At 62.0% G+C, this 25,774-nt stretch carries 22 protein-coding genes; 18 read left to right on the plus strand and 4 right to left on the minus strand.

Annotation, left to right across the window (positions count from 1 at the left end):
* The first annotated feature begins 3 nt into the window (after positions 1-3).
* The 9 genes from phnL to phnN all read left to right on the plus strand — a co-directional run bounded on the left by phnL (position 4) and on the right by phnN (position 8,504).
* Positions 4-711, plus strand: coding sequence for a phosphonate C-P lyase system protein PhnL (gene phnL / locus QD357_RS20390; protein ID WP_107106535.1), 708 nt, complete (start codon positions 4-6; stop codon positions 709-711).
* Positions 708-1,325: a DapH/DapD/GlmU-related protein gene (locus tag QD357_RS20395; protein WP_107106534.1), complete on the plus strand. Its 618-nt coding sequence runs from the start codon at positions 708-710 to the stop codon at positions 1,323-1,325. Before phnL ends, QD357_RS20395 begins: the two co-directional genes overlap by 4 nt.
* Positions 1,326-1,614: 289 nt before the next feature.
* A complete protein-coding gene (phnC, locus tag QD357_RS20400; protein ID WP_107106621.1) occupies positions 1,615-2,469 on the plus strand; it encodes a phosphonate ABC transporter ATP-binding protein in 855 nt (284 codons plus the stop codon).
* 92 nt (positions 2,470-2,561) lie between these two features.
* Positions 2,562-3,467: a phosphonate ABC transporter substrate-binding protein gene (gene phnD, locus QD357_RS20405; RefSeq protein WP_028754441.1), complete on the plus strand. Its 906-nt coding sequence runs from the start codon at positions 2,562-2,564 to the stop codon at positions 3,465-3,467.
* Positions 3,468-3,532: 65 nt separating this feature from the next.
* On the plus strand, positions 3,533-4,513 hold the full coding sequence (gene phnE, locus QD357_RS20410; protein WP_107106533.1) for a phosphonate ABC transporter, permease protein PhnE: 981 nt from the start codon (positions 3,533-3,535) through the stop codon (positions 4,511-4,513).
* Positions 4,514-4,521: 8 nt separating this feature from the next.
* Positions 4,522-5,871 (plus strand): phosphonate ABC transporter, permease protein PhnE, encoded by a 1,350-nt coding sequence (phnE, locus tag QD357_RS20415; RefSeq protein ID WP_107106532.1) that lies wholly within the window; start codon positions 4,522-4,524, stop codon positions 5,869-5,871.
* 188 nt (positions 5,872-6,059) lie between these two features.
* On the plus strand, positions 6,060-6,746 hold the full coding sequence (locus tag QD357_RS20420; protein ID WP_331371068.1) for a DUF1045 domain-containing protein: 687 nt from the start codon (positions 6,060-6,062) through the stop codon (positions 6,744-6,746).
* A gap of 16 nt (positions 6,747-6,762) precedes the next feature.
* Positions 6,763-7,902, plus strand: coding sequence for an alpha-D-ribose 1-methylphosphonate 5-triphosphate diphosphatase (locus tag QD357_RS20425; RefSeq protein WP_107106530.1), 1,140 nt, complete (start codon positions 6,763-6,765; stop codon positions 7,900-7,902).
* Positions 7,899-8,504, plus strand: a complete 606-nt coding sequence (gene phnN / locus QD357_RS20430; RefSeq protein WP_107106529.1) for a phosphonate metabolism protein/1,5-bisphosphokinase (PRPP-forming) PhnN — start codon at positions 7,899-7,901, stop codon at positions 8,502-8,504. Before QD357_RS20425 ends, phnN begins: the two co-directional genes overlap by 4 nt.
* Positions 8,505-8,601: 97 nt before the next feature.
* Here phnN and polA read toward each other — a convergent pair whose 3' ends face one another.
* Positions 8,602-11,604 (minus strand): DNA polymerase I, encoded by a 3,003-nt coding sequence (gene polA / locus QD357_RS20435; protein WP_107106528.1) that lies wholly within the window; start codon positions 11,602-11,604, stop codon positions 8,602-8,604.
* 447 nt (positions 11,605-12,051) lie between these two features.
* Between polA and QD357_RS20440 the strand changes: the two genes are divergently transcribed.
* From QD357_RS20440 to QD357_RS20480, 9 genes are all read left to right on the plus strand, one after another.
* On the plus strand, positions 12,052-12,468 hold the full coding sequence (locus QD357_RS20440) for a MarR family winged helix-turn-helix transcriptional regulator (protein ID WP_107106527.1): 417 nt from the start codon (positions 12,052-12,054) through the stop codon (positions 12,466-12,468).
* A 113-nt stretch (positions 12,469-12,581) separates the two neighbouring features.
* A complete protein-coding gene (locus QD357_RS20445; protein WP_414124901.1) occupies positions 12,582-13,970 on the plus strand; it encodes a M20/M25/M40 family metallo-hydrolase in 1,389 nt (462 codons plus the stop codon).
* A gap of 197 nt (positions 13,971-14,167) precedes the next feature.
* Complete coding sequence (locus QD357_RS20450) at positions 14,168-15,262, plus strand: LacI family DNA-binding transcriptional regulator (protein ID WP_414124902.1); 1,095 nt, start codon at positions 14,168-14,170, stop codon at positions 15,260-15,262.
* Positions 15,259-16,284 carry a polyamine ABC transporter substrate-binding protein gene (locus QD357_RS20455; RefSeq protein ID WP_107106524.1) on the plus strand — a complete coding sequence of 342 codons (1,026 nt, stop codon included), beginning with the start codon at positions 15,259-15,261 and terminating at the stop codon, positions 16,282-16,284. Before QD357_RS20450 ends, QD357_RS20455 begins: the two co-directional genes overlap by 4 nt.
* Before the next feature lie 74 nt (positions 16,285-16,358).
* Positions 16,359-17,189 (plus strand): ABC transporter permease, encoded by an 831-nt coding sequence (locus QD357_RS20460; protein WP_107106523.1) that lies wholly within the window; start codon positions 16,359-16,361, stop codon positions 17,187-17,189.
* Complete coding sequence (locus QD357_RS20465) at positions 17,186-17,965, plus strand: ABC transporter permease (RefSeq protein WP_107106522.1); 780 nt, start codon at positions 17,186-17,188, stop codon at positions 17,963-17,965. The genes QD357_RS20460 and QD357_RS20465 overlap by 4 nt, the downstream gene beginning before the upstream one ends.
* A complete protein-coding gene (locus QD357_RS20470; RefSeq protein ID WP_107106521.1) occupies positions 17,958-18,986 on the plus strand; it encodes an ABC transporter ATP-binding protein in 1,029 nt (342 codons plus the stop codon). Before QD357_RS20465 ends, QD357_RS20470 begins: the two co-directional genes overlap by 8 nt.
* Positions 18,987-18,990: 4 nt before the next feature.
* Positions 18,991-19,914, plus strand: coding sequence for a nucleoside hydrolase (locus QD357_RS20475; protein ID WP_414124903.1), 924 nt, complete (start codon positions 18,991-18,993; stop codon positions 19,912-19,914).
* Positions 19,911-21,704, plus strand: coding sequence for an adenine deaminase (locus tag QD357_RS20480; RefSeq protein ID WP_414124904.1), 1,794 nt, complete (start codon positions 19,911-19,913; stop codon positions 21,702-21,704). Before QD357_RS20475 ends, QD357_RS20480 begins: the two co-directional genes overlap by 4 nt.
* A gap of 168 nt (positions 21,705-21,872) precedes the next feature.
* On the opposite strand, the gene QD357_RS20485 is transcribed toward QD357_RS20480, so the two are convergent.
* The 3 genes from QD357_RS20485 to QD357_RS20495 form a co-directional block, all read right to left on the minus strand.
* The gene (locus QD357_RS20485; RefSeq protein WP_107106518.1) at positions 21,873-22,931 is read right to left on the minus strand and encodes an ABC transporter ATP-binding protein; all 1,059 of its coding nucleotides are present in this window, start codon (positions 22,929-22,931) and stop codon (positions 21,873-21,875) included.
* On the minus strand, positions 22,928-24,481 hold the full coding sequence (locus tag QD357_RS20490) for an ABC transporter permease (protein ID WP_181315985.1): 1,554 nt from the start codon (positions 24,479-24,481) through the stop codon (positions 22,928-22,930). Before QD357_RS20490 ends, QD357_RS20485 begins: the two co-directional genes overlap by 4 nt.
* A 173-nt stretch (positions 24,482-24,654) precedes the next feature.
* Positions 24,655-25,671 carry an iron ABC transporter substrate-binding protein gene (locus tag QD357_RS20495; RefSeq protein WP_414124905.1) on the minus strand — a complete coding sequence of 339 codons (1,017 nt, stop codon included), beginning with the start codon at positions 25,669-25,671 and terminating at the stop codon, positions 24,655-24,657.
* Positions 25,672-25,774: the final 103 nt, after the last annotated feature.

Below are 25,774 nucleotides of genomic sequence, written 5' to 3' on the forward strand. Positions count from 1 at the left end.
GCCATGGCCACTCCCCTCGTCGTTTCCGAAGTCTTCAAGAGCTTTACCATGCACCTGCGCGACGGCATCCGCCTGCCGGTCGTCGCCGACGTCTCCTTCTCGGTCGCATCGGGCGAATGCGTGGTTCTCGGCGGCCCTTCCGGCATCGGCAAGAGCTCGCTGCTGAAAATGATCTACGGCAACTACGCCGTCGATAGCGGCCAGATCCTGGTGATGCATAAGGAAAGGATCGTCGATCTCGCCGCCGCCGATCCGCGCACCGTGCTGGAAGTCCGCCGCCATACCATGGGCTATGTCAGCCAGTTCCTGCGCACCGTACCGCGCGTTGCTGCCATCGACGTGGTTGCCGAGCCGCTGCTGGCGCGTGGCGCAAGTGCCGAGACCGCCCGCGAAAGAGCAGGCAGCCTGCTGGCGCAGCTCAACCTGCCGGAAGAGCTTTGGCAATTGCCGCCCGCCACCTTCTCCGGCGGCGAACAGCAGCGCGTCAATATCGCCCGTGGCTTCATCACCGATCATGCCATTCTGCTGCTCGATGAGCCGACCGCCTCTCTCGACGCGAGAAACCGTGCTGCCGTCGTCGACATGATCGAAAAGAAGAAAAAGGCCGGCGTCGCCCTCCTCGGCATCTTCCATGACGAGGAAGTGCGCGAGGCCGTTGGCAGCCGCGTTCTCGATGTGTCGCAATTTTCGCCCAGAAAGTCCGCCGCATGAGCCGCCAATTGGGCGAAACGCCCTTCATCAGCCCCTCGGCCAGCGTCAGCAATTCGACGCTCGGCCGCTACACCGAAGTCTCCGACCGCTGCCGCATCGATGAAACCGAGATCGGCGACTATTCCTACATCATGCAGGACGGCGCGGTCTGGTGTGCGACGATCGGCAAGTTCGTCAACATTGCCGCGGCTGTGCGCATCAACGCCACCAACCATCCGACCTGGCGGGCGACGTTGCATCACTTCACCTATCGCGCCGCCGACTATTGGCCGGATGCCGATATGGAGACGGATTTCTTCACCTGGCGGCGCGACAACCGCGTAACCATCGGCCATGACGTCTGGATCGGCCATGGCGCCACCATCCTGCCGGGCGTCACCGTCGGTAACGGTGCGGTCATTGGCGCCGGTGCGGTCGTCTCCAAGGATGTTGCGCCCTATACGATCGTCGGCGGCGTGCCGGCCAAGCTCATCCGCCAGCGCTTCACCGAAGCTGTCGGCGAGCGCATGGACAAGCTTGCCTGGTGGGACTGGGATCACACCACATTGCGTACTGCGCTTGACGATTTCCGCGCCCTTGCGGCCGAGGACTTCCTGATCCGCTACGGCGCCTGACGCCCGCGGCACAATCCTTGCTAGAATCCTCTCCGAAGCCCGAAAACCCTGCGGTTTTCGGGCTTTTGCATGCCGTTACGGGAGGGCGCAAACGGCGGGGATTGTAACAGCAGTTACACAAATCTGACATTGGAGCTTCACGAACGGGGACTAATGCGTTGCCTATGCTCAGCGTATGGCGGTCTCGAGGCTTTTCGAAGCGAAAGCCCATGCGCTCGTCCAACAGGTTTCCGCTGCGCCAACGTCAACGTTTGTTGCGGAGCCGGACAGCCGCGAAAGGGAAGGCCTCATGTTTGAGCTGAAGAATGTTTCGCGCCGGTTCGGAAACAAGCTCGCTGTCGATTCCGTGACGCTGGACATTCCGCAAGGACAGATGGTCGGCATCATCGGCCGCTCAGGCGCCGGCAAGTCCACGCTGCTGCGCATGATCAACCGCCTTGCCGATCCGAGCTCGGGCTCCATTCATTTCGCCGGCATCGAAGTTTCCAAGCTGCGCGGCCGGGCGTTGCGCAACTGGCAGCGCGATTGCGCCATGATCTTCCAGCAGTTCAACCTGGTTCCCCGCCTCGACGTGCTTACCAACGTCATGCTCGGCCGCCTGAACCAGCGCTCGACGACGCTCAGCCTGTTGTCCATCTTCAGCCGCGAAGAGCGTATCGAAGCCATCGCGGCGCTTGAACGCCTCGGCATCGAACAGACCGCGTTGCAGATGGCCGGCACGCTGTCGGGTGGCCAGCAGCAGCGCGTCGCCATCGCCCGCGCCCTGATGCAGCAGCCGAAAATGATGCTTGCCGACGAGCCGATCGCCTCGCTTGATCCGCTGAACGCCAAGATCGTCATGGATGCGCTGCGCGATATCAATGAGCGCGAGGGTATCACCGTCATCACCAACCTGCACACGCTGGATACCGCGCGCAACTACTGCGAACGCATCGTCGGCATGGCGGCCGGCCGCGTGGTGTTCGACGGCAAGCCGGCCGATCTGACGGCCGCCGCCGTCAAGGAAATCTACGGCACCGACAAAGATGGCGCCGGTGTCGACGAGACGATGACGTCGACCGCCATCAATCTTTCCGATCAGCCCGCGCAAGGCGCGGCAAATGCATCTGCCGGCCCGCAACCGCTGGCACTGGCCGGTCTCTGAGGGAGCCGGCCGCGATCGAAGGCCCACGTCAAGGGCGCATTTCTTCTAGACCGAAGACATCCGGGGACACCGGTTAATCAGGAGACGAACCCATGTTGAAGAAGACCCTTCTCGCAGCCACGGCGCTTCTCGCGCTCGCTGGCGGCGCTGCCGCTCAGGACATCAAGGAATTCCGCGTTGGTATTCTCGGTGGCGAAAACGAAGCCGACCGCCTGCGCAACTATGCCTGCCTCTCCGACCACCTGAAGAAGGAGTTCGGTTTCGAGAAGGTATCGCTGTTCCCGGCTGCCGACTATGACGGCGTCATCCAGGGCCTGCTCGGCGGCACGCTCGACTTCGCTGAACTTGGTGCTTCCGGCTATGCAGCCACCTACATCAAGGACCCGAAGGCCGTTACCCCGATCCTGACCACGCAGCAGACGGACGGCTCGACCGGCTATTACTCGATCGGTCTCGCCCTGAAGTCCTCCGGCATCAAGACGATCGCCGACGCCAAGGGCAAGAAGCTCGGCTACGCCGACCCGGACTCCACCTCGGGCTACCTCGTTCCGCTGACGCAGATTCCGAAGACCACCGGCATGCCGAACGACAAGTTCTTCGCTTCCACCCAGTTCAACGGCGGTCACGAGAACAACCTGCTCGCCGCCTATGACGGCAAGGTCGACGTTGCCGTTGACGACTCTTCGGGCCTCGGCGATTTCAAGGACGGCTACACCTCCGGTACCTTCCGCAAGGAAGTCGACAAGGGCGCCGTCGATCCGAACAAGCTCGTCGAAGTCTGGCGCTCGCCGCTAATCCCGAACGGCCCGCTCGTCGTTCGCAACGCTCTCGGCACCGAATGGCAGGCCAAGCTGACCGACTTCTTCCTGAAGCTCCCGACCACCGACGCCAAGTGCTTCTCGGCAATCGAAGGCGGCGACTTCAAGGGTTACGTCAAGGTCAACCCGGACTTCTACAAGGCCGTTGTCGAAGTTCGTAAGGCTGCCATCGGCGGCTGATCCCTATCCAGACTGCGGGGCGGCCGGCGACGGCCGCCCTTTTCCTATCACAAGGGCAGGATTTCATGACGGTTGCCGATACTCAGCTACAGATGCAAGGTGCGCCTCAGAGCGCCAAGGACATCGGCGACGCCTGGAGCAGGATGGTGGCTCGCCGCCGCCTCTATACCGGCATTGGCCTGCTGATCCTGATCACCGCCTTCGTGAGCTCCGTCCGCTTTGCCGACGAGAGCAATGCCGGCCATTTCTTCGACCGCCTGCCGCATCTTTTCGATTTCCTGAGCTGGCTCATCCCCAAGGATTGGTCCGACGTCTATCGTGCGCTCTTCGACCTGCCGAGCCCCAACGGCGCAAACGGCGTCGGCGGCGAGGAATTCAATTTCCCGCTAGGCCGCGTCTATGTCTGGGGCGATTTCTATATCCCTGAATATTTCGAGCTGATGATCATCACGATCAACGTGGCGCTGGTTTCCACCCTCATCGGCTTTGTCGTCGCCCTGCCCCTCAGCTTCTTTGCTGCGCGCAACATGTCGCCGTCGCATCCGGTTCGTCTGGTGACCAAACGCTTCATGGAATTGCTGCGCGCCTTTCCCGAGATCGTCATCGCCGGCCTGTTTTCGGCGATCCTGTCGATCGGCCCGATCGCTGCCATCATCGCCGTCGGCCTGCATACGATCGGCGCGCTCGGCAAGCTCTTCTATGAGGTGATMGAGAATATCGACATGAAGCCGGACGAGGGCATGAAGGCGGTCGGCGCGAGTTGGACGGAGCGCGTTCGCTTCGCCGCGCTGCCGCAGGTTCTGCCGAATTTTATGTCCTACGTGCTGCTGCGCCTGGAGATCAACGTTCGCGCTTCCACCATCATCGGCGCCGTCGGCGGCGGCGGTATCGGCGAGGAGCTGAAGCTTTCGATCTCGCGCGGTTTTGGCGCCAAGACGGTGGCACTCGTGCTGCTGCTTTTCGTCACGATCATCGCCGTCGACCAATTTTCCGCATGGCTCCGTCGCCGTCTCGTCGGCGAACATGCCTTCCTTCTGCAACACTGAGGTTGCCTATGTCCGTCATCGACGCCGGCCGCATGCAGGAAATCGAAGCCCGCTATCCGGAAATCCTGCACCGATCGTTCCGCCAGCGTTTCGGCGCGCTGATGATCTTTCTCGGCGTGATCCTTTACGGCATCTACGCCGTCTGGTTCTTCGACCTGCCGAAGATCGTCGCGGAAGCACATTGGGAACGCGTCGGTATCTATCTGAGTGAATGGGTCAGCTACGACGTGCAGCCGGAGTTCCGCGTTTCCGGTGACAAGATCAGCGTCAAATATCCGCGTTTTTCGCCGCTCGGCGACGATCCACATCCGGATTGGGTGACGAACAATCCTGACGGCAGCCTGACCGTCTCCGTCAGCGGCAGCAGCCGCAGCGTGACGGTTACCAAGACGCAAGCGATCCTGACCGCACATGGCGTCACTGTTCCGATCGACTTCACCGGCGCTGCGCCGAAGGTCCTCGGCTCGGAGCCACTGCCGTCATGGATCACGGTTTATGACGACAATATCCTCGCCAATATGGGCTTTGCCGGCGACGTCAGCATTTCCACCGACCGCGTGAAGATCCGCAAGCGCTTCATCGGCTGGGCAAATTTTGTCTTCGATACGCACTCGCCCTTCTTCGATAAGCCGGCGAGCGAAGTCATCAGCCTGATCGTTTCCGGGCCGCGACTGGAGCCGGACCAGTCCAATCTCTCGCTGGCATTCGACAATATCTGGAACAATGGCGCATGGCAGCATGGCGATGTCTGGACCAAGTTGTTCCAGACGATCGTCATGGCCTTCCTCGGCACGCTGCTCGGTTCGCTCGCCGCTTTCCCGCTGGCCTTCATGGCGGCGCGCAACATCACGCCGAACCGGCTGGTCAATCAGATATTGAAGCGCTTCTTCGATTTCCTGCGTTCGGTCGACATGCTGATCTGGGCGCTTTTCCTGACCCGCGCCTTCGGCCCCGGCCCGCTCGCCGGCAGCGGCGCGATCTTCCTGACGGAGACCGGCACCCTCGGCAAGCTCTATTCCGAAGGGCTGGAGAACATCGACAACAAGCCGCGCGAAGGCGTCAAATCGACGGGCTCCTCGACGGTTCTCGTGCATCGCTACGGGATCATGCCGCAGATCGTTCCCGTCATCGTCAGCCAGACTCTGTACCAATGGGAATCTAATGTGCGCGGCGCCACGATCATCGGCGCAGTGGGTGCCGGCGGCATCGGCCTGAAGCTTTGGGAGGCCATGCGCACCAATGCCAATTGGGAAAACGTTGCCTATATGGTGCTCTTGATCCTCATCGTCGTCTTCCTGTTCGACGCCGCTTCCAATGCGCTACGCTCGCGCCTGATGGGCACGCAAAACGGCAGGTAGAAAGCCTTCGGAAAAATCGCAGCGCATCATCATTTTGTCACGGGAATCCGGTAGCGCAGGTCGGCAAGACAACATTGCTTGAGTTCGCTTTAGCCGGATTCGAGCCGCTGCTGCCTTGCTGCTCTTGCGGTTTGTCGCAAATCACCCAACAGTGTCGTGCGCAGCCGATTTTTCCAAGGAACGCAGCCTTGCGCTATGCTCTCTATTTCACGCCGCCCAAAGACGATCCGTTGACCGCGCTTGCCGCTCTCTGGCTGGGCCGCGATGCATTTTCCGATGACATCTTTTCCGACAAGGCCATGGGTCCCGTGCCGGAAGGCCATGCCGAACTGACCGCCGATCCGCGCCGCTACGGCTTTCACGCCACGCTGAAAGCGCCATTCGAGCTTGCCGGCTCGGTGACCGAGTGCGATCTTCTCGATGTCGCCGCCGAGTTCGCCGCGCGCACCAAGGCTTTCACCATTCCGGAACTGGTGCTCGGCCAGCTCGGTCATTTCTTCGCGCTCGTGCCCGGCTCGCTTTACCAGCCGCTGCAGGATTTTGCCTCGCGTGTGGTCAAGACTTTCGAACCATTCCGCGCACCGCTTTCGGATCACGACATCGCCCGGCGCAAGCCGGAAGGCCTGACAGAACCGCAGCGCGCCAATCTGCTGCGCTGGGGCTATCCCTACGTCAATGACGAATTCCGTTTCCATATGACGTTGACCGGGCGCGTCCCAACCGAACGTCAAGCCGACATGCAAGAAGTCCTGCGCGAGCGCTTCGCCGACTATATAGGCAAGGCACTCGCCGTTTCCGGCCTCGCCGTCTTCATCGAAGAAGAGCGCGGCGCCCCCTTTACCGTCCGTTCCTGGCTGCCGCTTTCCGGCGCCTAATAGCGAAAGACCTGACATGACCAAAGAAACCGTCCTTTCCAACGCCCGCATCGTCCTCGAAGACAAAATCGTCGAAGGCTCCGTGCTGATCCGTGACGGTCGCATTGCCGGCATTTCCGAGGGCAAGTCTGCTATCGGCGAGGATTTCGAGGGCGACTATCTGATCCCGGGCCTGGTCGAGCTGCATACGGACCATCTGGAGGCCCATTATTCGCCGCGCCCCGGCGTGCGCTGGAACAAGACAGCGGCCATCCAGGCGCATGACGCCCAGATCGTCACCTCCGGCATCACGACAGTATTCGACTGCCTGCGCATGGGCTCAGATGAAGACGGCGGTTTCGAGCGCGGCGAGATGCGCGACATGGCCGATGCCATTCAGGCGGCAGAGCGCGAGGACCGGCTGCGCGCCGAACACCTGATCCATCTGCGCTGCGAAGTCTCCGCCGACAACGTCCTCGATCATTTCCAGGATTTCGAGAAGGACCCCTATGTCCGTCTGGTTTCGCTGATGGACCACGCGCCGGGCCAGCGCCAGTTCCAGACCATGGACCAATACATCTTCTACTATCAGAAGAAGCGCGGCTTGAGCGACGAGGCCTTTGCCCGTTTCGTTGCCAAGCGCCAGGAAGAATCGGCCAAATACGCAACGCCGCATCGCGATGTCATCTCCAAGGTTTGCGCCGAGCGCGGTATCACCATCGCCAGCCATGACGACGCGACACTCGCCCATGTCGACGAAGCCATCAATTACGGCGTTCGCCTGGCTGAGTTCCCGACCAGCGTTGACGCCGCCAAGGCGTCGCATGGTGCCGGCATGAGCGTGCTGATGGGCGCGCCGAACATCGTTCGCGGCAAGTCGCATTCCGGCAATATCGCCGCCCGCGATCTCGCCGAACTCGGCGTGCTCGACGTACTGTCGTCCGATTATGTGCCGCTCAGCCTGCTGCATGCTCCCTTCATCCTTGCCGACGAGATMGAGAGCATTTCGCTGCCGCAAGCGATCGCCATGGTGACCGCCACCCCGGCAAAGACTGTCAGCCTGAACGACCGTGGCCGCATCGCCGAAGGCCTGCGCGCCGATCTCGTGCGTGTCCGCCGCGATCATGGCGTGCCGGTGACGCGCTCGGTCTGGCGAGAAGGACGACGTGTCGCATGACGGTCGAGGCCAACATAAAGCCGGCTAATCTTGGCCTGGCCTATGCGACCGCGGGCACGCTCGCCGTCGTCGTCGGGCCGAGCGGTGCCGGCAAGGATACGCTGATGAATCTCGCCGCCCGGTATTTCGCCGGCCGGCCGGATGTCCATTTCGTCCGCCGCGTCATCACCCGCGAAGGCGATGCTGGCAACGAGGATCACAAAAGCGTCTCGGATGCCGATTTCGACGCCATGCAGCGCGCCGGCGCGTTCGCCATCTCCTGGGAAGCGCACGGCTTGAAATATGGTATTCCGGCAGCGGTCCGCGATGAGCTAGCCCTCGGCCATCTCGTCATCGCCAATGGTTCGCGCTCCGTACTCGACCGTTTCCAGACCGCCTTTCCACGGCTTAAGGTCATCAACGTCACGGCGCGGCGCGAGGTATTGGCCGAGCGGCTGATGGCACGAGGCCGCGAGAGCCGTGAGGATGTGCTGAAGCGGCTGGAAAGAAGCTCGCTGACCGTTCAGGGCAGCTATGACATAGCCGATATCGATAATAGCAGCACGCTCGAAGAGGCCGAGCGTGCTATCATTTCGGTGCTGGAAGCGCTGATTGGGAAGTAAGCGGCCGGAGCCGAAGAAGACGAGGCATACGCAAAGGGCCTATCTCGCCCTCCTGAGCTTGTCGAAGGGGCGGGATAGACCGTTTCCAACCCACCGCTCAATGCGCTTCGTCCCAATTGTGAGCCGCGCGCGCGTCGACCTTCAACGGCACGGACATATCGACCGCCGGCATGGCGGCATTTTCCATGACCGAGACGATGATCGGCGTCGAACGCTCGACATCGGCGTCTTCGACTTCGAAGATCAGTTCGTCATGCACCTGCAGCAGCATGCGCACGCGATCGTCGAGGCCGGCGGCCGCAAGTGCCGGCTCCATCTTGATCATGGCGCGGCGGATGACGTCGGCCGCTGAACCCTGGATCGGCGCATTGATCGAGGCGCGTTCGTTGAAGGCGCGCACGGACGGATTGGAGGAGCGGATTTCCGGAAAATGCACGCGGCGGCCGAAGATGGTCTCGACATAGCCCTTGTCGCGCGCTGCCGCCTTGGTGCTTTCCATATAATCGCGGATGCCGGGGAAGCGTTCGAAATACCGCTTGATGTAATCGCCGGCTTCCGAACGTTCGATCGACAATTGGTTGGCGAGGCCGAAGGCGGAAATGCCGTAGATGATGCCGAAATTGATCGCCTTGGCGCGGCGGCGCACTTCGCTCGGCATGCCCTCGATCGGCACGCTGAACATTTCCGAGGCCGTCATGGCGTGAATATCGACGCCGTCGGCGAAGGCCTGTTCGAGTTGCGGGATATTGGCGACATGCGCCAGCACGCGCAGTTCGATCTGACTATAGTCGGCCGAGATCAGCTTGTGACCTGGCGTCGAAATGAAAGCCGTGCGGATCTTGCGACCTTCGGCCGTGCGAACCGGAATATTCTGCAGGTTCGGCTCGGAGGAGGACAAGCGCCCGGTCGTGGTCGAGGCCAGCGAATAGGAGGTATGGACCCGTTTGGTCTCGGGATGGACATAGCCCGGCAGCGCGTCGGTATAGGTGGATTTCAGCTTGGTGAGCTGGCGCCAGTCGACGATCTTGCGCGGCAGTTCGAAGCCGGCGGCCGCCATGTCTTCCAGCACTTGCGCCGAGGTCGACCATTGCCCGGTCTTGGTTTTGTTGCCGCCGGCTAGGCCCATCTTGCCGAAGAGAATGTCGCCGAGCTGTTTCGGCGAACCGATGTTGAAGCGCTCGCCGGCCAACGTGTAAATCTCATCCTCGAGGGCGGCGGCACCCTGCGCCAGCTCGCCGGAAAGGCGCGACAGGATTTGCCGGTCGATGGTCATGCCGCGCTCCTCCATATGGGCGAGAACCGGCACCAGCGGCCGTTCCAGACGCTCATAGACGCTGGTGAGCTTTTCGGCGGACAGCCGCGGCTTCAGCACCAGCCAGAGCCGCAGCGTCACATCGGCATCTTCTGCGGCGTAGGCCGTGGCCCGGTCGATATCGACGAGATCGAAGGTGATGTTGGATCTGCCGCTGCCGGTGACATCCTTGTAGGCGATCGGCTTGTGGCCGAGCCAGCGCTCCGACAGGCTATCCATGCCATGCGTGGCATTGGCGCCACCATCGAGCACGTAGGACAGAAGCATCGTGTCGTCGAAGGCCTTGAGCTCGATGCCATAGCGCTTCATCAGCAGGTAGTCGTATTTCAGGTTCTGCGCGATCTTGAGGACGGAGGTGTCTTCAAGCAGATTCTTCAGCCGCGGAAGCGCATCGCGCAACGAGATCTGATTATCCACCAATCCGCCGCCGAGCAGATCGCCGACGCCGTTCTTGTGGCCGAGCGGCACGTAAGCGGCGCGGATGACCGTACCGGAAGGATCGTTGCGATTATCGGCGATCGCCAGCGAAAAACCGACGATTTCGGCCTGCATGGCGTCGAGCGACGTCGTCTCCGTATCGAAGGCGACGATGCCGGTTTCGCGCGCGTTCGCTATCCACTGGTCCAGAGTAGCGACGTCGCGGATGGTGACATAGGTGGAATGATCGATCGGCGCGGTGGCAAAGCTTGCCGCCCGTGCCTTGGCGAGTTCGCGGGGCTCTGAGGCACTTTCAGACGCCATACGCGCCTTGACCACCGGCGCCGGCACGGAGGCACCTTCGGCAGCCACCTCGCCGCCAGCAACAAGATCGACATTTTTAGCGACATCGAGGTCGGGGCCATGGGCAGTGTCGCCCCGCTCGACCTTGACCTCGGATGGTTCGATCGCAGCCGCATCGCAATCGCAGGCATCGGCGACACGGCGCGTGAGCGAGGTGAACTCCATCGCCTTCAGGAAGCCGATCAGTTTCGGGCCGTCCTGGGATTCCAGCACCAAATCATCGAGCGGCAGCTCCAGCGGCACATCGGTCCTGAGCGTCACCAACTGCCGGGAAATTCGGGCCAGCTCGGCATTGGCGACGATGTTTTCACGGCGCTTCTGCTGCTTGATTTCGCCGGCGCGGGCAAGCAGCGTGTCGAGATCGCCGAACTCTTCCAGAAGCTGCGCCGCCGTCTTCGGGCCGATGCCGGGAATGCCGGGCACGTTGTCGACGGAATCGCCGGTCATGGCCTGCAGGTCGATCATCTTTTCCGGCGGCACGCCCCACTTCTCGATGACATCGGGGATGCCGATCTGCTTGTCCTTCATGCTGTCATACATGTGGACCATGGGGGTGACGAGCTGCATCAGATCCTTGTCGGAGGAAATGATGGTGACGTCGGCGCCGGCCGCCTCGGCTTGGCGGGCGTAGGTGGCGATGATGTCGTCCGCCTCGAAGCCGTCGGTCTCGATGCAAGGCAGGTTGAAGGCGCGCGTCGCCTGGCGGATGAGCCCGAACTGCGGGATCAGCTCCTCCGGCGGTGCCGAGCGGTTTGCCTTGTAGGCGTCGTAGATATCCTTGCGGAATGTCTTCGAGGAATAGTCAAAGATGACGGCAAAGTGTGTCGGCGTAACGCCGACCGAGGTATCGCGCGCCGAGGTCAGCAGCTTCCACAGCATATTGCAGAAACCGGAGACGGCGCCGACCGGTAATCCATCGGATTTGCGCGTCAGCGGCGGCAGGGCATGAAAGGCCCGGAAAATGAAACCGGAGCCGTCGACGAGGAAGAGATGATCACCTTTTTTCATGGAAGCATGGATAGCGTGGCGCACCTCCAACGTCCATATAAAGTTCCAATCAAGCGGTCTGCGGACAGGCTAAATTTCTCACTCAAACGTTACCAATTTTTAATCAATCTAATCTGCGGATTCCCTTGAAAAACCATATTTAGAGCCTCATTTCATACTCACCGGCGATTGATTACGCCGAGGGTCTGGCAACCGGCCTGTCCCCCGCCATGTCAGACTTGGACAAAGGCCTATCCCCCTCTCCGGGCCTTTGTCCCCCCTTTGAAGCCGCCATGGTCCCACCTCCAGACCATGGCGGCTTTTCTATTAGATTTCATTCACATAGTCAGTAAAACAACCCGCCAAATATCACCAGAATTTGGCCTGCATCAGACACATTTCACCCAAGATTTGATGATTGTTTTGCTCCAAAATACGGGCATACTTGCAATCATGGGATTTAATCGCATGGACTCTGCGGCCTACCTTGCCAATCAGATGGCGAAGGGATTTGCCCGCTCGTTGCAACAACGGGCGGCGGGGCTTGGTTTTTCCCCCGGCCAATTTCCGATCCTGCTGGAATTGTGGTCCGAAGACGGGCTGACCCAGAAGCAATTGCTGGAGCGCGTCGACATCGAGCAGGCGACGATGGCCAATACCCTGTCGCGCATGGAACGCGATGGGCTGGTGGAGCGCCGGCCGCATCCATCCGACAAACGCGCGCAACTGGTGTTCCTGACCGGCAAAGCTGCCGCCATGCAGACGGAAGCCGTGCAAGCCGCTATGGCTGCGGACAAGGAGCTGTTTCGAGGCTTCCGCACCTTCGAGCGCGAACTGCTGCTCGAATATATCAGGCGCATCCTGGAAAACGCCAAGCATCTCTAGCACCGCGCGTCTCGTTCAACTGACCGTGCATTCGGAAATTTTCGATTTTCCTGCCTCGAAACCGAACTGGCTTTGGTCTATCGTCCGGCCAATTTTCACGTAAGGAGTCGGATATGACCGATGTATCGCCCGTTCTCGACCGTGCGGATCAGAACCTTCCGTCCAGTCTCGACAATCTGTTCGAACTGCTGCGTATCAAATCCATCTCGACCGATCCGGCCTTCAAGGCGGAGTGCCACAAGGCGGCGGAATGGCTGGTCGCCTACCTGACCTCGCTCGGCTTCACCGCCTCCGTGCGCGACACGCCGGGTCATCCGATGGTCGTTGCCCATCATGATGCAGCGAGCGCCGATGCGCCGCATGTGCTGTTCTACGGTCACTATGACGTGCAGCCGGTCGATCCGATCGAGCTTTGGGAGAGCGATCCCTTCGCGCCTGCCGTCAAGGATATGGGCGAAGGCCGCAAGATCCTGACTGGCCGCGGCACCTCTGATGACAAGGGCCAGTTGATGACCTTTGTCGAAGCCGTCCGCGCTTACAAGGAAATCAAGGGTGCGCTTCCGGTCCGCATCACCATCCTGTTCGAAGGCGAAGAGGAATCCGGCTCCCCGTCGCTGAAGCCGTTCCTCGAAGAGAACGCCGCCGAGCTGAAGGCGGACTATGCGCTGGTCTGCGACACCGGCATGTGGGATGGCGATACGCCGGCGATCTCGGCAGGCCTGCGCGGCCTCGTCGGCGAAGAAATCATCATCAATGCCGCCGATCGCGACCTGCATTCCGGCATGTTCGGCGGCGCGGCCGCCAACCCGATCCACATCCTCACCGACATTCTCGCCGGCCTGCATGACGAGACCGGCCGCATCACGCTCGACGGCTTCTATGACGGCGTCGAAGAGACGCCGGGCAACATCAAGGCCTCCTGGGAAACGCTCGGCATGACGACGGAAAAATTCCTCGGCGAAGTCGGCCTCTCCATACCCTCCGGCGAAAAAGGCCGTTCGGTGATGGAACTCACCTGGGCGCGACCGACGGCTGAGGTCAACGGCATCACGGGCGGCTATACCGGCGCCGGCTTCAAGACCGTGATCGCCGCCAAGGCGTCGGCGAAGGTATCGTTCCGCCTCGTAGGGCAGCAGAACCCAGATGCAATCCGCGATAGTTTCCGCGCTTACGTCCGCTCGAAGGTTCCAGCCGATTGCTCGGTGGAGTTCCATGCCCATGGCGCCTCGCCGGCAATCCAACTGTCCTACGATTCGCCGGTACTGACCAAAGCAAAGAACGCTCTTTCCAGCGAGTGGCCGAAGCCGGCTATCGTTATCGGCATGGGCGGATCGATCCCGATCGTCGGAGACTTCCAGAAGATGCTTGGCATGGAATCCCTGCTGGTCGGTTTCGGCCTCGCCGACGATCGCATCCATTCGCCGAACGAGAAATACGAGCTGAAATCCTATCACAAGGGCATCCGCTCCTGGGTCCGCATCCTCGACGCGCTCGCCGCTTGAGTTTCAAACGAGGACGCGCGAGCGAGATCGCGCGTCCTCCCCTTCATTTTCGCCTTCCGTCGCAGCGTGCCGCCACCGTGGCCGGCAATAAGATTGCAACCTACCCGCCTCAATTTGGATTCGACAAAAGCCGCCAATTTCTATAGGCGTTTGATTAAACGATTAATCACCCGACGTCCCCATGGTGCACCGACCAGATGGCAACCGCGCGCCCCGGCCCCAATCTCAGCAGGATCGCCGCCTCGCTCGGCGTCTCCGTTGCCACGGTGTCCAATGCCCTTTCCGGCAAGGGGCGAGTCTCGGCTGAACTGGTGGAGCGCATCCGCGCCACGGCGGCCACGCTCGGTTATGTGCCAAGCCAGGCTGGCCGGGCGCTGAGGACCGGGCGCAGCGGCGTTCTTGGGCTGGTTCTGCCCGATATCTCCAATCCACTCTTTCCGCAGATCGCCCAGGCAATCGAACATGCCGCCGCCATCGCCGGCTATGGTGTGCTGATTGCCGATTCGCGCGGTGACGTCGGCACGCAGACCGAGGCGATCCACCGGCTGGTGKAACGCGGCGTCGACGGCATGGTGATCGTGCCGCGGCGCGGCACCCGCATTGCCGATGCCGGCTGTCCCGTGGCCGTCATCGATACGCCCTCGACGCCGGGCAACACGGTTTCCGCCGACCACTGGCAGGGCGGTCGTGAAATCGCCAGTCATCTGCGCAATCTCGGGCACCGCAAGATTCTGTTGATCGGCGGAAGCAGCGCCTCCAGCGTACAGAACGACCGCATCGGCGGCTTCAAATCCGCCCTCGACGCCACGATAAAGACCGAGGTCCTCTGGATCGAAAAGCTGGAGGAACAGGACGGGCCTGGCTGCCTGCTGGGATTGGCGGACAAGGTGCAGCAGGGCTTTACGGCCTTTGCCGCCGTTTCCGACCTGCATGCCTTGCGCGCGCTCACCGAACTGCAACGGGCCGGCATCGCCGTTCCGGACAGCGCCAGCGTCACCGGCTTCGACGATCTCATCTGGTCGCCGGTCGTGACACCCGCGCTCACCACGATACGCATGGACATCGCGGCGATTGCCGAGATCGCGATCACCGCACTGGTCAGCGCCATCCAAAATGGCGAACCGATCAAAAAGGGGAGACCGCGCGAAGCGTCCGCGGACGAGCCGCTGCACGTCAACCGGCTTGTCACGGCGGAGAAATCCCGCGTGCCAATGCAGCTTGTCGTCCGTCAATCTTCCGGTCCGCTCGGGCTGGCAAGCACAAACCTTTCAGCGGGAGAGCTCCTGACATGAAACGATTGCTCCTGGCTTCGGCCACCACCTTGCTTGCTCTTTCATCGCTCGGCGTACAGGCACAGGAACGCACGCTCACCATTTCCGTCTATGCCTTCGCCCAGGACGACTACAAGAAGCTCGTCTACGATCCCTTCGAAGCCAAATGCGACTGCAAGCTGGTGGTCGAGACCGGAAACAGCGTCGAGCGCCTGGCGAAGATGCAGGAAAACAAGGCCAATCCGGTTGTCGACATGGCCGTAATCTCCATGGCGGACGCGCTGCAGGCGTCCCGTGCCGGCCTGATCGACAAGATCGATACCTCGAAGCTCAGCAACTTCAACAAGCTCTACGACCTCGCCAAAGACCCGAACGGCGACGGCATGAGCGTCGGCTATACGTTCTATGCCACCTCGATCGCCTATCGCTTGGACAAGATGAAGATCGATTCCTGGGCCGATCTTCTGAAGCCGGACTATGTCGGCCATGTCGCATGGCCGAACGTTACGACCAACCAGGGTCCGCCGGCGCTCTACATGCTGGGCCTCGCGCTTGGCAAGGATACGCCCGACCTCGCTGCCCCAATCGCCGCCATCGGCGAACACAAGAGCGATATCGTCACCTTCTACGAAAAATCCTCGCAGCTCGTGCAACTGATGCAGCAGGAAGAAATCTGGGCCGCGCCGATCGGACGCTTCTCCTGGGCGGGCTTCACCAAGCTCGACGTGCCCGTCGCCTGGGCAACGCCGAAGGAAGGCCAGACCGGCGGCATGAATGTCATGGTCGTCACCAAGGGCTCGGAGAACCGGGATCTCGCTTTGCAGTTCATGGATTTCTGGATCTCGACGGAGGTGCAGACGGCGCTCGCCACGAAACTCATCGACAGCCCGGCGAACAAGGACGTGAAGCTACCCGACGATGTCGCCAAAAACCTGACCTATGGTGAAGACACGGCAAAAAGCCTGAAGCTGATCCCGTCAGCGGTCGCTCTCGACCAGCGCGATGACTGGGTCAAGGAATGGAATAACAGGGTTGGCCAATAAGGCCATGTCGAAACGATATCCCGAATGCAGCATCGGGATATCCGTCTTCCCCATTTTCATGAAGGTTAGCCTTAATGTTCCAGAATAGGGCCGAAGCTCTGGCGCTTGCCCTGCCTGCGGCGGTCTTCGTCGCAGTGGTTTTCCTCGCGCCGGTGCTGATTCTGCTCTCGGAAGGCTTTCATATCCCCACCAGCGGCTGGACTCTTTCGGCCTATACCGGCTTCTTTTCGGAGGCGCTGAACCAGACGGTCTTCCTGCGCACGCTCCGGCTCGGCGTCGAGGTCACGGCTGTTTCCGCCGTCATCGGTTATGCCAGCGCCTTCGCTATCGTCAACCTGCCGCCGAAGGGCAAGGGCCGTCTGGTTGGTCTCGTCGTCTTGCCGCTGATGATCTCGCCGGTGGCGCGCACCTATGCCTGGATCGTCATTCTCGGGCGTACCGGCATCGTCAACCGGGCCGTTCAGGGCCTCGGCTTGAGCGATGAGCCGCTGCGCCTGCTGTTCAGCGAGACCGCCGTCTTCATCGGCCTTCTGCAGCTCTTCCTGCCGTTGATGATCCTGTCGCTGATCAGCGCGCTCGAGAACATGCCGAAGGATGCCATTCCGGCCGCGCGCGTCCTTGGCGCCAACTGGTTCCAGGTGTTCTGGAAAGTGGTGCTGCCGCTGACGCGCGAGGGATTGGTGATTGGCGGCACGCTGGTCTTCACCGGCTCGCTGACGGCCTATATCACGCCGGCTATTCTTGGCGGCTCGAAAGTGCTGATGCTGGAGACGCTGCTCTATCAGCGCATCTCGGTCTCCAACGACTATGTTTCGGCCAGCGTTATCGCCTTCATCCTCATCGTCATGAGTTTCGGCGCCAATCTGGTGCTGAAGCGGCTCGCCACCGCGAGGAACCGGGCATGATGCGGCGTCTGTTTTCTCCGCTCGTCCTCTTCTTGCTGCTGATCTTCCTCATCGGCCCCTTTGTCATCATCGTGGCGGCATCTCTTTCCGGCGGCGAAACGCTGGCCTTTCCGCCGCAGGGCCTGTCGCTGCGTTGGGTGGCAAAGGTCTTCACCATCGACAGTTTCCGCGAAAGCTTCGCCATGTCGATGTTTCTGGCGATCGGCGGCACGCTTTTCGCGCTGATCCTCGGCATTCCGGCGGCTTACGCACTGTCGCGATACAGGCTGCCGGGCGGCGAGACGATCCGCACGATGGTCTCCCTGCCGATCATCGTGCCGGGGATCATCGTAGGTCTGGCGATCCTGCGCTACCTCGTCGTGCCCTTCTCCTTCGATATCACGCTGGCGCTATTCTTCGCGCATACGGCACTGGTGCTTCCCTATGCCGTGCGTGTGGTCTCGGCCAGCCTCAACAATCTGCGCTCCGATATGGAAGAGGCGGCGGTGCTCCTCGGTTCGTCGCGGCTCGGCGCCTTCTTTCGCGTGGTGCTGCCGAATATTCGCAGCGGCGTGCTCGCCGCCTTCATCCTCGGCTTCGTCACCAGCTTCAATCAGGTGCCGGTATCGCTGTTTCTCGCCAAGCCAGGCATACAGACGCTGCCGATCGACATGCTGGGCTATATGGAAACGACCTACGACCCTTCCGTCGCGGCCTTGTCGGCGCTGCTTGCCTTCCTTTCCATCGGCATCGTCTTCCTTGCCGAGCGCTTCCTAGGATTTTCCCGCTATGTCTGACCCCTCCTACCTTACGCTGGACAGGCTGACGCTCGCCTATGGCGACACGGTCGCGGTCAATGACCTCACCCTGTCGATCGGCAAAGGCGAACTTGTGGCCCTGCTCGGCCCCTCCGGCTGCGGCAAGACGACGACGATGCGGGCAATTGCCGGGTTGCTCGCGCCCGTGTCCGGCAAGATCAAGCTCGATGGCGCCGATATCACCCGCGTCTCCGCCAATAGGCGCGCCGTCGGATTGGTCTTTCAATCCTACGCGCTGTTTCCGCATCTCACCGTCTATGAAAACGTCGCCTTCGGCCTACGTCTCAAGGGTATGCGCGGCAATGATCTCGACGCCCGTGTCGGTGCCGGTTTGAAATCCGTGGGTCTTACCAGCTTCTCCGGCCGCAAGCCCGGCCAATTGTCCGGCGGCCAGCAGCAGCGCGTGGCACTGGCGCGATCGATGGTGATGGAGCCGAAGGTGCTGCTGCTCGACGAGCCGCTGTCGAATCTCGACGCCCGCCTGCGCCTGGAAATGCGCACCGAGCTGCAACGGGTGCAGAAGGAAACCGGCGTGACGATGATTTTCGTCACCCACGATCAGGTGGAGGCGCTGGCGCTCGCCGACCGCATCGTCGTMATGCTGAACGGCGCCATCGAGCAGATCGGCTCGCCGGAGGATATCTATAACCGGCCGGTTTCGGCCTTCGTTGCCGATTTCGTCGGCTTCGAGAATGTCTTTGCGCTGGAGAACGGCAGGCTGAAGACGGCGAACGGCGCCGTTACGCTTTCGTCCCCCGCGCCATCGTCTGCGGCGGGCCTGGCCTGGCGGCCGCGTGCGGTAACCCTGGGCTCAGGTCCTTTCAGGGGCACCGTGCGCGGCACGTCTTTCGCCGGCGACAGCCGCGAATATCTGCTCGATACGCCGCTCGGGCCTATCAAAGCCGAAGTGGACGCGGCCGCGGCCGTTCACGCCATGGGCAGCGAGCTCGCCTTCGACCTGCCGGTCGCAGCAGCAGCTTCGCTTGCAAAACACGGATAGGGCCATGGGGATCTGGATCGATACCGATATGGGGTTCGACGATATCGCCGCCATTCTGGTGGTGGCGCATTCGAGCCTCGTGATCGACGGCGTTTCGCTGGTGAGCGGCAATGCGCCGCTAGCGCAGGTGCGCCACAACGCCGCCAGTGCCGCCGCAGCTTTCGGCTGGGAATTTCCGATCCACACGGGCCGCAAATTGCCGGTGCTTTGCAAGCTGGAAACAGCGCAACGCATTCTCGGACAAAGCGGCATGCCGACCATGGGCAAAAGCTTGCCGCCGGCGAATGAATTGCCGGTAAGCGATGCCTTCGCCGCCCTCTGTGGCTGGCTGGAGCGCGACACGGAGCCGAAACGAATTTTGGCGCTCGGGCCGCTCACCAATATCGCTGCCTTGGCGCTCGCCCGGCCCGATCTTGCCGCCCGCATCGACGAACTCACCTGGATGGGCGGCGGCGTGACCTMCGGTAACCACACGGCCTCCGCCGAATTCAATGCCTATGCCGATCCTGAAGCGCTTGCCATCGTGCTAGCCCATCACCTGCCGCTGCGAATGATCGATCTCGACGTCTGCCGCAAGGTGCTGGCGCGGCCTGACGATGTCGACCTTGTGCGCCAGGCCGCCGGCAAGAACGCCGAGTTGCTTGGCGATCTCCTGGGCGGCTACGTCAATATCGGCATCAGCCGCGGCCGTCCCGCCATGGCGATCTATGATCCGACCGCTGCCGCTATTTTCGTCGCTCCCGACATCGCCACGCTTCAGCATGCCCGGATCGACGTCGAGCTGCAGGGGCGGCACACCCGCGGGCGCACCGTCGTCGAGACACGCGCGTCACATGCGGAGTTCAATGCTTATTTTGCCGCCGAGATCGACGCCGACATGGCGCGCGTCATCATTTTCGGCGCGCTGATCAACGAGGCACGCCGATGATCCGACATTCTCCAAGCGAGCCCGCCGATCTCAATGCACATGAGCTGCGGCTTCGTGCCGTCGAGGTCGCTCGTGGCGATACGCCTTTCGACCTGCTGATAACAGGCGGCCAGCTCGTCGACATGGTGACCGGCCAAATCCGGGCCGCCGATATCGGCATCGTCGGCGCGCTGATCGCGAGCGTGCATGCGCCGGGCGGCCGCACGGACGCCATCAGGACGATCGACGCCAGCGGTGCCTTTCTCTCTCCCGGCCTGATCGACACGCACATGCATATCGAAAGCTCGATGGTGACGCCGGCGGCCTATGCCGAAGCCGTGTTGCCGCATGGGGTGACGAGTGTCGTCTGGGACCCGCATGAGTTCGGCAATGTGCATGGCCTCGGCGGCGTGCGCTGGGCGATCGAGGCGACACGGTCGCTGCCGCTCCGGGTGATCCCGCTTGCCCCTTCCTGTGTGCCCTCCGCGCCCGGGCTGGAGCTGGCGGGCGCCGATTTCGATGCTTCCGCCATGGCCGGCATGCTGGCCTGGCCCGAAATCGCCGGCGTTGCCGAGGTCATGACCATGCGTGGCGTCATAGACGGCGATCTGCGCACAAGCGCGATCGTCAATGCCGGGCTGCAATCCGGCAAGCTCGTCTGCGGCCATGCCCGCGGGCTGGAAGGCGCCGATCTCAATGCTTTCATGGCGGCAGGCGTCACCTCAGACCATGAGCTGACCTCCGGCGCCGATCTGCTCTCCAAGCTCTCCGCCGGCATGACGATCGAGCTGCGCGGCTCGCACGACCACCTGCTCAAGCAATTCGTCCAGGTCATCAACAATCTCGGCTTCATGCCGCAGACGGTGACCMTCTGTACCGACGACGTTTTTCCGGACGAACTGCATTTTGACGGCGGCTTGGACGATGTCGTCCGGCGTCTGGTGCGCGACGGGCTGAAGCCCGAATGGGCATTGAGGGCCGCGACGTTGAACGCCGCCATGCGGCTTGGCCGCAACGATCTCGGTCTGATCGCCGCCGGCCGCCGCGCCGACATCGCCATTTTCGAAGACCTTCACGCTTTCAAGGCGAAGCAGGTGATTGCCAACGGCAGGATCGTTGCCGAGGCTGGCAAGATCATCGGCAGGATCGCTCATCTCGATACCACGCCGCTCCAGAATTCGGTCAAACTCGCGCCTCTCAGCGAAGACGATTTTCGTGTATCGGCCGCCGGCGATCGGGTGCGTCTTGCAACGATCGACCAGCCGCGCTTCACGCAATGGGGCGAGGCAGAGGCCGATGTCGTGGACGGATTCGTCGTGCCGCCTGCGGGGACCACGATGATCGCCGTCGTTCATCGTCACGGCAAGGCGGACGGACGACCGCGCGTCGGTTTTCTGACCGGCTGGGGCGAATGGCGCGGTGCCTTCTGCACAACGGTCTCGCACGACAGCCACAATCTCACGGTTTTCGGCGGCAATGTCAGGGACATGACGGTTGCCGCCAACGCCGTCATCGCCGCCGGCGGCGGAATGGCCGTTGTTTCGAATGGTCAAGTCGACATGCTGCTGCCCCTACCCCTATCCGGGCTGGTGACCGCAATGCCCCTCGAAGAAACCGCCCTCGCCTTCCGTGCCATCCGCAAGGCGATGGAAAAGATCACCAAATGGCGGCCGCCTTACCTCGTCTTCAAAGCCTGCTTCGGCGCGACGCTCGCTTGCAACATCGGGCCGCACCAGACGGATCGCGGGATTGCGGATGTAGTGACGGGGCGGGTGTTGGAGACGCCGGTGCTGCCTTCTCGCCTTGGGTAGAAGGTGCCGCCCTTCGACAAGCTCAGGAGGGTGGATGAGGGACGAGGACCTGCGAAGGGCAACCCTAACGGTGCAACGCCCCTCAACCCGAGCTTCGCTCGGCCTTCTCCCCGCTGGGGCGAAGGTGTTTTTACGAAGGGGCCAGCGGTTTCAACCGGAAAGAGGCTTTCAGCCTACCGCATCGAAGACATGCGCCTTGCCGAGCACGCTGACGTGCACGGTGCTGCCGATCTCCGGCAGGCCGACGCTCGAGCTTTTGATGGTGAGCGGTGAAACGCCTGCGACATTGGCAAGAGCAAGCGTCACCGTGCAGACCGCGCCGCCGAATTCGACATCGATGACATTGCCAGCACATACGGCATCGGAGGCAGTGCCGTCGATCATGCTGAACCGCAACTGCTCGGGGCGCAGCATGATTTCCGCCCGTCCCCGCCGGCCGTTTGCGTCCGTCTGGATGCGGCCAAGCGCGCAATCGGCGAAACCATCGCCCAGTTCGGCCGGCAACAGGATGGCGTCGCCGAGGAAGGTGGCCGTCTCGCGGTCGCGGGGATTGAGATAGAGCGTTTGCGGCGTTCCAGCCTGCACCAATTTCCCCTCGCGCAGCACCGCCACCTGATCGGCGAAGGAGAGCGCTTCCGCCTGATCGTGCGTTACCAGGATCGTGGTGATGCCTGCATTCTGTAGGACGCGGGCAACTGCCTTGCGCATGTTTTCGCGCAAGCCCGTGTCGAGCGCAGAAAACGGTTCGTCCAGCAACATCAGCCTCGGCTTGCGGCCGAGCGCGCGGGCAAGTGCCACGCGCTGCTGCTGGCCGCCGGAGAGCTGGTGCGGGCGGCGATCGAGCATGCCGCGATCGAGCTCCACCATGTCGATCAACGCGTTGATCTGCTCGGCGCGGTTTGCTTGTCCGCGCTCCATGCCGAAGCCGATATTCTCTGCCACGCTCAAATGCGGAAACAACGCGCCGTCCTGCGAAACGATGCCGATGCCGCGGCGATGCGCGGGTATGACGGCCGGCCCATCCGCCAGCAGATGTCCTTCCAGCAGCACCTGGCCGGTATCCGGGGTCTCGAAGCCGGCGATGATGCGCAGCAGAGTCGTCTTGCCGGAACCGGAAGGGCCGACAACTGCAGTGCGGCTGCCTGCAGCGACCGTGAGGCCGATGTCGTCAAGCGCGTGCACCGGGCCATAGTGCTTGCCGATGTTTTTAATCGCCAGAAAGGTCATTGTCCGGCCGTCCGCTTGGATTGTGCATAGAGAAGAAGGGTGAGCGGCAGCGACAGCACCACCATCATGAAGGCATAGGGCGCGGCGGAGACATAGTCGATCTCGCTGGTGAGCGACCAGAATTTCGTCGCCAACGTCTCCGTGCCGTTGGGCGACAGCATTAGCGTCGCCGTCAATTCGTTGGTGATGCCGAGAGCGGCAAGGGCGACGCTCGCCGCAAAACCAGGCGCGGCAAGGCGCATGGTGATTTGCCGCACAGCCTGGCTTGGCGTGCGTCCCAACGCCATGGCGGCGCGTTCGAGCTCGACCGGTGCCTGAGCTATGCTGGAGCGCAAGCCCACCAATGCGCGCGGCAGGAACAGCAGGACATAGGCGAGCAGCAGTGTCGCAAAGGTCTGATAGAGCGGCAATACCAGCCGCACAGTGATCGACACCAGCGCTAGCGCCACCACGACGCCCGGCAGCGAGCCGACATAATAGTGGCAGGCTTCAAGAATGCGCTGCAGCCGGCTCGGCGCGCGCACCGAGAGCCAGGCCATGGGAGCGGCGGCGATGGTGGCCAGCAAGCCGCCGGCAACGGCAAGCGCGATCGTCTGCAGCAAGGCCGAGCCGACCGTATCCATCCGCCAGATGCCGGCGCCGCCAAGATAAAGCCAGCGCGCCAGCGTCACGAACGGCACGCCAAGCGTCAGCACGGCCGCTGCCAGCGGCAGTGCGATGGCCGGGATGACGAGCCAGCCGAGACGGCGACGGTCCGCCGGGCGAGCTGCGCCGGAGCCGACACGGGCGTAACGCTCGTTGCCGCGCACCAAAACCTCGATGCCGAGCAGCAGCAGGCAGCAGAAAACGAGAACCCCGCCGAGCATATTGGCGGCCGGGCTGTTGTAGGCGGATTGGAACTGATCGACGATCGCCGTCGAAAAGGTGTCGAAGCGGATCATCACATAGAGACCGTATTCCGCCAGCAGATGCAGGCCGATCAGCAGCGAGCCGCCGCAGATGGCAAGGCGAAGCTGCGGCAGGATCGCCCGGAAGAAGACGCGCCAGGGACCGAGGCCGAGCGAGGCGGCGGCATCCTCGATCGCCGGATCGAGACGGCGCAACTGTGCAGCCACCGGCAGATAGAGGAAGGGATAATAGGCAAGCACCGATACCAGCACGCCGCTCCAGAGCCCACGCATGCCCGGCAACAGGCTGACCCAGGCATAGCTGTGCACGAAAGCGGGCACGGCAAGCGGCGCGACCGCCAGCCACGACCAGATGCGGGCACCCGGGATATTCGTACGCTCGGTCAGCCAGGCGAGCGTGACGGCAAGCATGATGCAGAGCGGGATGGTACAGACTTCGAGAAGGACCGTATTGGTCAGCAATTCACCGACGCGGCTGCGGAAAATGAGCGCGATGGCTTCGCTCCAGCCGGTATCGACCGTGACCCAGACGATGAAGCCGAGCGGCACAAGGCTCAAAAGCGCGACGACGGATGCAAGGGCGATGACAGAAGCGTGCGGAACACGGCCACCGGACGCAGCGGTCAACGGGGGCAATCGCATGGCAGCGGCCTGAGCGGCCGGCGCGGCATATGTGTTCTTCTGCAGCAAGCCTTAGCTGCCTTTCACGCCCTGAAATAGGAAGGCAATCGCCACCAAAGGCGATTGCCGGGATCGAAATGGCCGAATGGCCATCCGCATGCCCCTAGCAGGGCATGCGGACCGGATGCAAGGACTTAGATCAAACCGGCTTCGGTCATGAGTTCGGTGACCTTCTTGCTGTTCAGCTTGGAAGGCTCGACCTTGGGCGCCTGCAGATCGGAGAGCGGCACCAGCTTCGGGTTCGACTGAGCGCCATTGCCGACGGCATATTCATAGGAATCGCCGTCGCGCAGAACGGCCTGACCGCCCTTGCCGGTGATCCACTTCAGGAACGCCTGAGCTTCCTTCTTGTGTTGGCTGGAGGCGAGAACGCCGCCGCCGGAAATGCTGACGAAGGCGCCCGGATCCTGGTTCTTGAAGTAATGCAGCGTGACGTTCTTGCTGTTTTCGCCCGTCTTCGCCTGATCGCCGAACCAGTAATAGTGATAGATGACCGCGCCCTGGATTTMGCCAGCGTTGACGGCCTTCATGGCAACGCTGTTGCCCTTGTAGGGAGTCGCGTTTGCCTTCAAAGCCTTCAGCCAGGACTTGGTGACGTCCTCGCCCTTCAGTTCAAGAAGCGCACTGACGATCGCCTGGAAGTCGGCACCGGCCGGCGATGCACCCCAACGGCCCTTCCAGGCGGGATCGGCGAGGTCGAGCAGCGACTTCGGCAGATCGCTTTCCTTGAGCTTGGTCTTGTCGTAGGCGAAAACCGTGGAACGGGCGGCAACGCCGACCCAATCGCCATCCGCCGCCTTGAAGGTTTCCGGCACCTGCGCCAGCGTATCGGCATCTACGGGCGCAAAGAGCTTGCTGGCATCGACCAGTGCCATGCCGGGAGAATTTTCCGTCAGGAATATGTCGGCGGGAGATGCCGCACCTTCCTCGACGATCTGGTTGGCGAACTGCATGTCGCTGCCATTGCGGATCGTCACCTTGATGCCGGTTTCCTTGGTGAAGCCATCTGCCCAAGCCTGCGTCAACGCCTCGTGCTGCGCATTATAGACGACGATGCCTTCGGATTCGGCGGCATTGGCCATCAGCGGCGCAACCGCAAGACCTGCGGCAAGCGCTAAGGCGCTGGTGAGATGGGTAAAGGAAAAAGTCATAGGCGTCCTCTCGCTTGAAACCCGTCCGTGACGGTGGTGCGGTAGCCTATATTTTTCTTGACTATCGTTTTCAAGTTTCAGTGTGTCCTTTTTTATCACAAAA

It is taken from the genome of Rhizobium sp. BR 317 (genome assembly GCF_047445835.1).
GTDB lineage: Bacteria > Pseudomonadota > Alphaproteobacteria > Rhizobiales > Rhizobiaceae > Rhizobium > Rhizobium paranaense.

Coding starts and splice junctions, on each gene's coding strand:
- phnL (WP_107106535.1), top strand. CDS start 4: ATGGCCACTCCCCTCGTCGTTTCCGAAGTCTTCAAGAGCTTTACCATG.
- QD357_RS20455 (WP_107106524.1), top strand. CDS start 15,259: ATGAAACGATTGCTCCTGGCTTCGGCCACCACCTTGCTTGCTCTTTCA.
- phnC (WP_107106621.1), top strand. CDS start 1,615: ATGTTTGAGCTGAAGAATGTTTCGCGCCGGTTCGGAAACAAGCTCGCT.
- QD357_RS20460 (WP_107106523.1), top strand. CDS start 16,359: ATGTTCCAGAATAGGGCCGAAGCTCTGGCGCTTGCCCTGCCTGCGGCG.
- phnN (WP_107106529.1), top strand. CDS start 7,899: ATGACGGTCGAGGCCAACATAAAGCCGGCTAATCTTGGCCTGGCCTAT.
- QD357_RS20465 (WP_107106522.1), top strand. CDS start 17,186: ATGATGCGGCGTCTGTTTTCTCCGCTCGTCCTCTTCTTGCTGCTGATC.
- phnE (WP_107106532.1), top strand. CDS start 4,522: ATGTCCGTCATCGACGCCGGCCGCATGCAGGAAATCGAAGCCCGCTAT.
- QD357_RS20490 (WP_181315985.1), bottom strand. CDS start 24,481: ATGCGATTGCCCCCGTTGACCGCTGCGTCCGGTGGCCGTGTTCCGCAC.
- QD357_RS20395 (WP_107106534.1), top strand. CDS start 708: ATGAGCCGCCAATTGGGCGAAACGCCCTTCATCAGCCCCTCGGCCAGC.
- QD357_RS20440 (WP_107106527.1), top strand. CDS start 12,052: ATGGACTCTGCGGCCTACCTTGCCAATCAGATGGCGAAGGGATTTGCC.
- QD357_RS20485 (WP_107106518.1), bottom strand. CDS start 22,931: ATGACCTTTCTGGCGATTAAAAACATCGGCAAGCACTATGGCCCGGTG.
- QD357_RS20445 (WP_414124901.1), top strand. CDS start 12,582: ATGACCGATGTATCGCCCGTTCTCGACCGTGCGGATCAGAACCTTCCG.
- polA (WP_107106528.1), bottom strand. CDS start 11,604: ATGAAAAAAGGTGATCATCTCTTCCTCGTCGACGGCTCCGGTTTCATT.
- phnD (WP_028754441.1), top strand. CDS start 2,562: ATGTTGAAGAAGACCCTTCTCGCAGCCACGGCGCTTCTCGCGCTCGCT.